Origin of the sequence: Streptomyces thermocarboxydovorans (assembly GCF_039524635.1) — a bacterium.
In the GTDB taxonomy this organism is placed as follows: Bacteria; Actinomycetota; Actinomycetes; order Streptomycetales; family Streptomycetaceae; genus Streptomyces; species Streptomyces thermocarboxydovorans.
In genome coordinates this window covers 146006-155870 of sequence record NZ_BAAAGU010000003.1, presented here as the reverse complement: position 1 = coordinate 155870, position 9865 = coordinate 146006, and the positions used below count along the sequence as shown (strand labels likewise).

The following is a 9865-nucleotide window of genomic DNA, read 5'->3' as shown; positions in this document are numbered from 1 at the left end:
GTTCGCCATGCTCCGCGACGGCACCTTCTACGAACCCAGAACCCCACGCCTCGCTTGACGAAAGACATAGAGGCACCCCCCCCCGGCGCCGCTTCCCCCAGGCACCGGTGCTGCCCTGACGCCGGTGCTGACGAAGGAAGGGCCCCGCGGCTCCGCCCCGCGGGGCCCTTCGCATGCTCGGGCACACTCGGACCTTCGCTCACCCGCGGCGACCAGGCGCGATCCATGAAACCTCGGACGCCGCGAGGCACCGCCGTACGCCTCAGCTGCGGCTGATGACGCCGCAGCCGCCGGTGCCCCCGCCGGGCAGCTCCCTGCTGCGGTCGTAGGGGTCGACCGGCGCGCCGGTCGTGCCGGGCCCCGTCTGCCGGCCGGCGAGGAACCGGGGGCGGATCACCCCGTCGCCGTCCTTGCAGTCGTCGTTGTTGATCTCGCTGCGGACGTCGGAGATCCACAGGCGTCCCTCGGTGCCCTGGTACTTGGCGAGGTCCAGCACGGCCACCTCCAGGCCGCGGCGCACGATGGCGCGGGCCACCTCGTCGCCGCCACCGGCGTGCAGTGCCGCGTACACGAAGGTGTAGTCCGCCTTGATCACGGCCTTGCCTTTGGCTCCCCGTGCGGGCTCCACGGTGATGCGGCCGCGCACCCGCACGTCGTCGAGGATCTCGACCTGCTCGGGGTCGAAGCGGGAGAAGGTCACCACCGGGTCGTTCTTCTCGGTGGGCTTGCGCAGCCCGGCGCGCAGCTTCTGGAGGTAGTCCTTCTCCAGCGGGTCCACCAGGGCGAGCGCCTTCGTGGGCTCGCCTCCCTGCAGCACCTGCGGATCGAGGTTCGCGGCGACGAGGAACTCCTTGGTCTTGCGCAGGGCGTCCTCGATCCGCTCGGCGGAGACCCCGCCCATGGCCTTGGCCTCGGGCAGCCGGATGGCGTCCGCTCCCGACTCCCAGCGGGCGGCGGGCGATCCGGCGAACGGCCGCTCACGCGTGGGGACCCCGCCGGGGCCGTCGGACGGCGGGCCGGTGGGCCGGGCGGTCTCCGGGGCGAGCGGGGACGGCGCCGCGCCCTCGTCCGAGGATTCCCCGAAGTGATCGCCGAGCCCGCCGGGCAGGTGGGACAGCAGGCCCGGCTTCACCGCGACCAGCGCCACGGCGGCGGCGAGCAGCACGCCGACGATGCTCCAGACCGTGCGGCGGCGGCTGCTCCGGCCGCCGTCCAGGTCGTGCCAGGTGGGTGGTCCGGTGCGCCAGCCCTCCGGCTCGGCGGGGCGGGCGGGCCTGCGCCGGCCCCAGCGTCGCCGGCCGTTCGCGCCCTCCCTCGCGCGCTGCTCGTCCATCGCCCGCAGCCGCTCGGTCACCATCCGCGCCCTGGCGGACGGTTCCCTGGGCGCGGAGGCGCGGATGTCGCGCTCGCTGTCCTGGGCGAACTTCTCCCATACGTCGTCGGGTATCGCGGACGACTCCGGTGCGGGTTCCTCGGACGACTGCTCGGCGGCCACAACAACGGCTTTCTGTCGGGGTTTTGGTCTGGGAGCGTACGCCGTCGGCGATCACATCGAACTAGTGATCCACCTCACATAAAAATTCCGTGAGATTCCGAACAACCTTTCACCCGGCTCACTGATCAAACACCAAAACCAAGGCCCCATCCGCGCCCCACACGCGGGCAGGCCTCCCCCAATGCGCGCCGCACCTCGTGGCGCGCCGGACTTTCCGAGGTCTACATGAAGCTTCGCCGCGCCATGGCAGCAGCGGCCGCTACGGCCGTGATCGCCCCGGTCGCCCTGCTCGCGGCCCCGGCCGCTTACGCGACCGAGCCGGCTCCCGCCGTCTCCGCCAGCGAGTCGCCCGTCGAAGGTGGGACGAACGACGGCGACACGTCGACCGAGCCGTCCTCGGACGAGACGACCGAGTCGACCGCGCCCGAGGGCGAGACGGACGACACCGACAAGCCGAGCGACGACGGCTCGAAGGACACCGCCGAGCCGTCGGACGAGGAGTCCACCGGCGACCCGGCTCCGGAGGACACCCCGAGCACCGCGCCGTCCAGCCCCGCGCCCAGCACTTCCGCGCCGGAGGACGACGAGGAGGAGCCGGTCCCGGCCGAGTGCGAGGACACCAAGGTCGACATCAGCATCTCCGGCCTGCCGGGCAAGATCGCCGCAGGCAGCGGCTGGCACAAGTTCACGCTGAACGTGGCCAACAACTCCGACTCCACGCTCCAGGACCTGGGCTTCTTCGCCGGCGCCTCCGCCGACGAGGAGTGGGAGCAGCTGTTCAAGAGCAAGCAGGTCCAGGTCCAGGCCTACGACCCGGCCGAGAAGGTCTGGTTCGACCTCGACTCGGAGGGCTACGCGGTGGGCTACGTCGGCTGGACCGACGAGCTCGAGCCGGGCTACGAGGTCGACATCCCGCTGCGCCTGAACGTGAAGCCGTCCGCCCCGGCCGGCGCCGCGTTCTCCTTCGGCGTGACGATCTACGGTGACGCCGACGCCGAGTGCACCGGCTTCGGTGCCGCGTCGTACCGCTTCCAGATCGTGGCCGCGGGCACGAACACCGAGGGCACCAAGCCGCAGGAAGGCGGCAAGGCTCCCGTCACGGACGAGAAGCCGAGCAGCGGCACGCCGGAGGTCACCGGCAGCCTCGCCGAGACCGGCTCCAGCTCCGCGCTTCCGATGATCGGCCTGGCCGGCGGTCTCGCCGTCGTCGCCGGTGCCGGTGCCGTGTTCGTGGTGCGCCGCCGCAAGGCGGGTGCCGAGGCGTAATCACGCCCGGACCACTCCGGAACACCCCGGAACAACGGTGAGGACCTGTGCTCGGAGGGGAGCGCAGGTCCTCACTTTGTGTTTCCTGCCCCGGGGCTCGGAGGCTGCTTCGCCCCGGGGCTCGCCGACCACTGCTTCTTCAGCTACTGCTTCTCGGGCCGCTTCTTCTCCGTCTGCTGCTTCTCCGGCTGCTTCTTCTTCTGCGGCACCGCAGGCACCTGAAGGAACGGCAGCTTCAGCGCGCCGAACGCGTCCGCCGGGACCACCGGGGACTTGGGCTCGACCGGCTGGATCCTGCGGTAGGGCTCGCCCTGCTTCGGACGCGGGTCCTCCTCGCCCTTGTTGGGCCAGAACGACATCGCCCGCTCGGCCTGCGCGGTGATGGTCAGCGACGGGTTCACCCCGAGGTTCGCCGAGACGGCGGCGCCGTCCACGACGGAGATGCCGGGGTGGCCGTACAGCCGGTGGTACGGGTCGATCACCCCGGTGTCGCTGCTGGCGCCGATGGGGCAGCCGCCGAGGAAGTGGGCGGTGAGCGGCATGCCGGTCAGCTCGCCGACGTTGGAGCCGGGGAAGCCGTTGATCTCCTCGGCGAGGGCGGAGGCGCTCTCGGTGGCCGCCTTGATCTGCTTGGGGTTGGGGTTGCCGTGCCCCTGCCGGGCGGTGAGCAGCCCGCGGCCGAGGCCGGACGGCTTCAGATAGGTCGTCAGGGAGTTGTCCACGGACTGCATCACCAGGCCGATGATGGTCCGTTCCGACCAGCGCCGGTTGGACAGCGACCGCAGCATCAGCCAGGGGTGCCGGGCCACATTGGCCAGCCAGCCCAGCACCCGGGCCGAGCCCTTGCCGCTGGCCGCGTACGGCACCTGGAGGACGGACAGGCCGCCCATCGCGTTGGAGCCGCGGCCGTAGCGGACCGGCTCGATGTGGGTGTCGGCGTCCGGGTGGATGGAGGACGTGATGGCCACACCGCGGGTGAAGTCGACCTTGGGCGCGCCGGTGACCTTGCGGTAGCGGCGGTTGTCGGTCTGGGCGCCCACCAGCGCCTCGGAGTTGGTGCGGGTCAGCTCGCCCAGCTTGTCCGACAGGTGCGGCAGCTGCCCATTGGCCTTCATGCGGTGCAGCAGGGTCTGGGTGCCGTAGGTGCCGGCGGCCAGCACCACCCGGCGGGCCCGGAAGGTCCGGCCCTCGCCCTTGCGGCGGTTGTCGGTGGGCAGCGTGGCGACGGCGAACCCGCCCTGCGAGTCCTCCGTCACCGACACCACCGTCGTCATGGGGTGCACGACCGCGCCCGCCTTCTCGGCGAGGTGGAGGTAGTTCTCGTTGAGGGTGTTCTTGGCGCCGCGCCGGCAGCCGGTCATGCACTCGCCGCACTCGACGCAGGCCCGCCGCGAGGGGCCGACGCCGCCGAAGTACGGGTCCGGCACCTCCTGGCCGGGCTTCGCCTTCACCGTGCCGTCGGCGTCCTCGCCGTCGCCGAAGAAGACACCGACGGGCGCCATGTGGAAGGTGTCGCCGCAGCCCATCCGCTCGGCGGCCGCCTTGAGGTGCACGTCCGAGGGGGTCATCGTCGGGTTGAGCCGCACGCCCAGCATGCGCCGCGCCTGGTCGTAGTACGGCTTCAGCTCCTCCTGCCAGTCGGTGATGTGCCCCCACTGGGGGTCCTCGAAGAACGGCTTGGGCGGCACATAGAGGGTGTTGGCGTAGTTGAGGGAGCCGCCGCCGACACCCGCGCCGGCCAGCACCATGACGTTGCCCAGCAGATGGATGCGCTGGATGCCGTACATGCCGAGCCTGGGGGCCCAGAGGTAGTTCTTGATGTCCCAGGAGTTCCTGGGCAGGGACTCACGGGTCCAGCGGCGGCCGGCCTCCAGCACGCCGACGCTGTAGCCCTTCTCGGTCAGGCGCAGCGCGCTGACCGATCCGCCGAAGCCGGATCCGACCACGATGACGTCGTAGTCGTACGTGTCCTGGGCCACCCTGTACTCCTCATTGAGTCTCGCGTGCAGATCGTCCCTTGGTGCGCGCGCCGGCGCGGCGGAGCCGCACACCTCGTGCGGCTCCGCTCTCCCGAAGGCACCTCACCTGAAGCGAAGTGCCTTCATCACCCTCAGGCTGCGGCTCATGAAGGCCGCGTACTTCTCGTCGTCCATGCCGAGGGACGGGGCCATCGGCAGCAGGCGCTGGTGGGCGACGGTCTGGGCCTCGGTGTACTTGAGGATGCCCTCGGAGCCGTGGCGGCGGCTGAGGCCGGAGTCCTTCATACCGCCCATCGGGGACTGCACGCTGCCGTAGGCGGGTGCGTAGCCCTCGTTGATGTTGACGGTGCCGGTGCGCAGCCGGGCGGCGATCTCGCGGCCGCGCCGGGCGCTCCTGGTCCACACCGAGGCGTTCAGCCCGTACGGGGTGGAGTTGGCGCGCTCGATCGCCTCGTCGTCGCTGCCGAAGCGGTATATGGACACGACCGGGCCGAAGGTCTCCTCGGCGCAGACGGCCATGGAGTCCTGGACGCCGTCGAGGACGGTCGGCTCGTAGAAGTACGGGCCGATGTCGGGGCGGGCCTGCCCGCCCGTGAGCACGGTGGCGCCCTTGGCGACCGCGTCCTCCACGTGCCGGGTGACGGCGGTCAGCTGGCGTTCGCCGACCAGGGAGCCCATGTCGGCGCCGTAGGCGAGGGCGTTGCCGAGGCGCATCGCCTTGGTGCGGGCGACGAAGCGCTCCAGGAAGGCGTCGGCGACCGACTCGTGGACGAAGAGCCGCTCGATGGAGATGCACAGCTGGCCGGCGGAGGAGAAGCAGGCGCGGACGGCGCCCGCGGCGGCCTTGTCCAGGTCGGCGTCGTCGAGCACCAGCATGGCGTTCTTGCCGCCGAGTTCGAGGGAGACGCCGACCAGGCGGGCCGCGGCGCTCCGGGCGACCTGGCGGCCGGTGGCGGTGGAGCCGGTGAAGGAGACGTAGTCGGCGTGCCTGACGACCTCGGGGCCCACCACGGGGCCCTCGCCGAGCACCACCTGGAAGACGTCGGCGGGCAGTCCGGCCTCGATCAGCAGGTCGCGGGCCCACAGCGCGGTGAGGCAGGTCTCGGTGTCGGGCTTCATCACCACCGCGTTGCCCGCGACGAACGCGGGGATGGCGTCACCGACGGAGAGTTCGAGCGGGTAGTTCCAGGGGGCTATCTGGCCGACGACGCCGCGCGGATGGCGCAGTTCGGTCACCTTCGTCAGGGTCGGCATGGCGCCGGTGTGCCGCTTCGGCCTGAGGTAGGCGGCGGCGCGGCGGCCGTAGTGGCGGGCCGCCACGGCGACGGCCTGCACCTCCTCGTGGGCGTGCAGCCGGGCCTTGCCGGTCTCCAGCTGGATCAGGTCCAGGACCTCGGCCTGACGCTCCAGCAGAATGTCGTGGAAGCGCAGCAGTACGGCGGCCCGCTTCCGTATCGGGGTCTGCTGCCAGACGGACTGGGCGGCGCGGGCCGCCTCGAACGCCTTCTCCACGTCCTCGGGCGTCGATTCGGGCAGATCGGCGAGCTTCTCCCCGGTGAACGGGGTGTGGTTGGCCGTCCTGCCCGATCCCACGATGCCCTTGGTGAGCTGGGCGATCAGTTCGGGCGTGACCACATCGGCTGCGGTGCGGGCGCCCGCCGGGGCGGGGGCTATGGGGTTGGTGCCGGTCGTGGCCCGGGTCTGCGCGTCCGTCATGAGCGGCAGGGTATGCCCGGGCGACCGCTTTGTGTACCCGTCGGTAACACATTCACCGATCGCTCACACGGCGCCAGTGAACGCTGGCAACAAAGCCCCTGATCAGGGCGTTGCCGTCGCTCAGAGGTTCTTGATGTCCAGGTTCTGGATCGCCTTGTCGGCCACCTCGCGGCCCCGTTCGGTGAAGTCGCCCTTGCCCGGGTAGCCGATGCGCATCTCGTACAGGTCGCCCTTGGAGGTCCTGTAGTAGAAGAATCTCACCTCGCGCGGCACCGGGTTGGTGCTGTCGTCCGCGGTGTAGACGACGGTGTTCTCGGCGGACTTCTTGCCCTTGTAGGTCAGGTCGGGCTTCGGGTACGTCTTGGTGCTCGGATCGTCGGGGATGCGGAGGTCGTAGTAGCCGTCCTTGAAGTCGGCGTCGTCCTCGTACATCTCGGCATCGGCGGAGCCCGCGATGTCGGCGGACGGGTCGTCGTGCTTGGTGAGGGTCAGCTGGATCGAGATGACGCCGCTCGGGTCGGTGTACGTCGCCCAGAGGCTCTGGTCGTTGTCCTCCGGCCCGGACCGCTGGTAGCCCTTGGGCGCCGCGACGGTGGCGCCGAGGTGCTTCTCCTCGTGCTTCTTCCAGTCGTCCGGCAGCGGCCCGGCGAACGGGTCGGCGATGACCAGGTATCCGACCAGGGCCGCCGCGACGCCGGCGGCACCCAGCCCGGCCAGCGTCTTGCGGCCGATCCGGATGCCCTTGCCGCCGGAGCCGGGCACCGGCACATGGACGATCTGAGTGGGCTGCGGCTCGGGCGGGTTCGCCGCGGCCTCCAGCAGGGCCCGCACCTGAGCGGCGTTCGGACGGCGCGCCGGGTCCTTCTGCAGCAGGCCGTTGATGGCCTCGGCCAGCGGCCCCTGCGCCGAGGCGGGCGGCGCGGGCGTGGCGTTGAGGACGGACTGCAGCGTGGCGGGGGTGTTGCTGCGGCGGAACGGCGAGACGCCCTCCGTCGCCGCGTACAGCACCACACCGAGCGACCACAGGTCGGAGGCGGGACCGGGACGCTGGCCCAGCACGCGCTCCGGGGCGATGTACTCGGGCGAGCCGACGAAGCCGCCGGTGTCGGTCAGAGCGGTCTCGCCCTCGATCTGGGCGATGCCGAAGTCGGTGAGGACGACCCGGTCGTACCGGCCGAGCAGGACGTTGTCCGGCTTGACGTCCCGGTGCAGGACGCCCGCGGCGTGCGCCGCCTCCAGCGCGCCGAGCACCTCCAGGCCGACCCGGGCCGCCTCGCGCGCGGAGAGGGTGCCCTCCTCCTGCAGAACGGCCCCGAGGGAACGGCCGTTGACCAGCTCCATCACGATCCACGGCTGACCGTCCACCACGGCCACGTCATGGACGTCGACCACCGCGGGATGGTCCAGCCGGGCCGCGGCCCGCGCCTCGCGGCGCATCCGCTCGAAGACGTTGGACCGTTCACGCTCGGGAAGGTGGTCGGGGACGCGGGGCTCCTTGACGGCGACCTCGCGGTCCACCGTCTCGTCCTTGGCCCGCCACACCGTGCCCATGCCGCCGTGCCCGAGCTTGGAGATCAGCCGGTAGCGGCCGGCGATGAGACGCCCGGCTCCGGGGTCGGCCGGCGCGTGCGGCTGGGGCAGCGGGGCCTGCGGCTGGGGCAGCGGGGCCTGCGGCTGGGGCTGCGGCGGAGTCGGCTGCTGCGGCGGGGCCGGCTGAGGCTGGTTGACGGGAGGCTGCTGCGCACCGCCGGACGCGTGCTGGGCCACCTGGGTGGGCGCGGAGTACGGGTTGCCGGGATGCGGCACGGCCGCCGAATGCGGGTTGGGATTCGGCGGTTGCAGGCCAAAACTCGTCGGCTCGTCGGCCCCGTAGCGGGCACCCCCGTTGTTGCTCATGGCTCCATCAATATCGCGCCGAACCGCCATGGAGCCACTTCGATCCCCAACCGGTCACAGACCCGTGACTCCGCGTGGGTCTTATCTCCGACTTATGCGGACATCCCCTAGGGAGTCGAGGCGGACGGCGAGGGGGTGTTGGACGGCGGGGAGGTGCCTGGAGCTCGAGGCGCGTCGGATGTCCGGGAGGCGGAGGGTGAGCCGGGTGCGGAGGACACGCCAGGGGCGACGGAGATGCCGGAGCCGGCCGTCGACCGGGGAACGGCGGGCGAGCGGGGAGCCGTGGGCGGCGGGGAGTGCGAGGGGCTCGCGGGGGTTTCGGGCGCGGTGCTGCTGGGCGTGCCGCCTCCGTCGTCGTCACGGTCCATCAGCAGTGCGGCCGCGGACACGCCCGCCGCCGCCATCGCGGCGACGGCCAGCGCGGCCACCAGCACGCTCCGGGTGGGCGGCCGGGTGCCGGGGTGCGCCGGGCCGGGCGGGCCGTACGTCTCGGGCGGGCGCCCGGCGTCGGGTTCGCGCCGCGCCGGGCGGCGCAGGCGGGGCCGGCCGCGGTCGTCCGGCGGATAGCCCAGCGGCGGCACCTGCGGGGTGCGGCCCGTCTCGCGGAACGCCCGCAGCATCCGCTCGGCGCTGTCCGCGTCCAGCCGCCGGTCCGGGTCGCGCTCCAGCAGCCCGAGCACCACGGGCAGAATCGGTTCGGCCTGCGCGGGAGGCCGTATCTCCTCGACGACCACGGCGTGCAGCACCCCGCTGATCGAGTCGCGCCGGAACGGCGACTCGCCGCTGAGGGCGGCGCACAGCAGCGCGCCCAGCGACCACAGATCGGACTCGGGCCCGGCGCGGGTGCCGGACATCCGCTCGGGAGCGGTGTATTCGGGCGAGCCGACGAAGGAGCCGGTCTCGGTGAGCGTGCTGGCCCCCGGCACCTGGGCGATGCCGAAGTCGGTGAGGACGACCCGGTCGGTGCCGTTCTCCAGCAGCACGTTGGCGGGCTTGAGGTCCCGGTGCAGCACGCCGGCGGCGTGGGCGGCCCGTAACGCCCCGAGCAGCTGGATGCCGATGCGGGCGGCCTCCGGCGCGTCCACCGCGCCGCGGGTGGCGATGCGGTCCGCGAGCGAGCAGCCGTCGATCAACTCCAGCACGATGTACGGGCGTTCGTCGTCCTCCACGACGTCGTGGACCACGATGATGTGCGGATGCTGCAGCTGGGCGAGCGCCCGCGCCTCGCGCAGGGTGCGCTCGCGCCGGCGGCGGGCGTCCTCCGCGGGGAGGGTCTCGTCGACGGGGAGTTCCTTGACGGCGACGCGCCGGCCGAGCAGCTGGTCCGTCGCCCGCCACACCACACCCATGCCGCCGCGGCCGAGCCGCGCCTCGAGGCGGTAACGCCCCGCGATGACACGGGCGTTGACCGGCACCGACCCGTTGCCGGACTGCCCCTCGGTTCCCATGCCGTTGCCGGACTGCCCCTCGGTCCCCATGGGCCCATCATGCCCCACCGGATGTGTTCCCTCCG

6 protein-coding genes are annotated in these 9865 nt (G+C 72.1%); 1 reads left to right on the top strand and 5 read right to left on the bottom strand.

Annotated elements, in window-relative coordinates:
- Window positions 1-262: 262 nt before the first annotated feature.
- The gene (locus ABD198_RS02440) at window positions 263-1495 is read right to left on the bottom strand and encodes a hypothetical protein (RefSeq protein WP_343997597.1); all 1233 of its coding nucleotides are present in this window, start codon (window positions 1493-1495) and stop codon (window positions 263-265) included.
- Between the two features lie 225 nt (window positions 1496-1720).
- On the opposite strand from ABD198_RS02440, the gene ABD198_RS02435 reads away from it, so the two are divergent.
- Window positions 1721-2761, top strand: a complete 1041-nt coding sequence (locus ABD198_RS02435; protein ID WP_343997596.1) for an LAETG motif-containing sortase-dependent surface protein — start codon at window positions 1721-1723, stop codon at window positions 2759-2761.
- 143 nt (window positions 2762-2904) lie between these two features.
- On the opposite strand, the gene ABD198_RS02430 is transcribed toward ABD198_RS02435, so the two are convergent.
- The 4 genes from ABD198_RS02430 to ABD198_RS02415 form a co-directional block, all read right to left on the bottom strand.
- A complete protein-coding gene (locus ABD198_RS02430) occupies window positions 2905-4740 on the bottom strand; it encodes a GMC oxidoreductase (RefSeq protein ID WP_343997595.1) in 1836 nt (611 codons plus the stop codon).
- A gap of 102 nt (window positions 4741-4842) precedes the next feature.
- A complete protein-coding gene (locus ABD198_RS02425) occupies window positions 4843-6456 on the bottom strand; it encodes a succinic semialdehyde dehydrogenase (RefSeq protein WP_343997593.1) in 1614 nt (537 codons plus the stop codon).
- Window positions 6457-6576: 120 nt separating this feature from the next.
- Window positions 6577-8352, bottom strand: coding sequence for a serine/threonine-protein kinase (locus ABD198_RS02420; RefSeq protein ID WP_343997592.1), 1776 nt, complete (start codon window positions 8350-8352; stop codon window positions 6577-6579).
- A gap of 107 nt (window positions 8353-8459) precedes the next feature.
- The gene (locus ABD198_RS02415; protein ID WP_343997591.1) at window positions 8460-9830 is read right to left on the bottom strand and encodes a serine/threonine-protein kinase; all 1371 of its coding nucleotides are present in this window, start codon (window positions 9828-9830) and stop codon (window positions 8460-8462) included.
- Window positions 9831-9865 lie beyond the last annotated feature (35 nt).

What these genes read in the sequence shown, in the direction of transcription:
- ABD198_RS02435 (WP_343997596.1), top strand. Translation starts at nt 1,721, where the DNA reads ATGAAGCTTCGCCGCGCCATGGCAGCAGCGGCCGCTACGGCCGTGATC.
- ABD198_RS02425 (WP_343997593.1), bottom strand. Translation starts at nt 6,456, where the DNA reads ATGACGGACGCGCAGACCCGGGCCACGACCGGCACCAACCCCATAGCC.
- ABD198_RS02420 (WP_343997592.1), bottom strand. Translation starts at nt 8,352, where the DNA reads ATGAGCAACAACGGGGGTGCCCGCTACGGGGCCGACGAGCCGACGAGT.
- ABD198_RS02415 (WP_343997591.1), bottom strand. Translation starts at nt 9,830, where the DNA reads ATGGGGACCGAGGGGCAGTCCGGCAACGGCATGGGAACCGAGGGGCAG.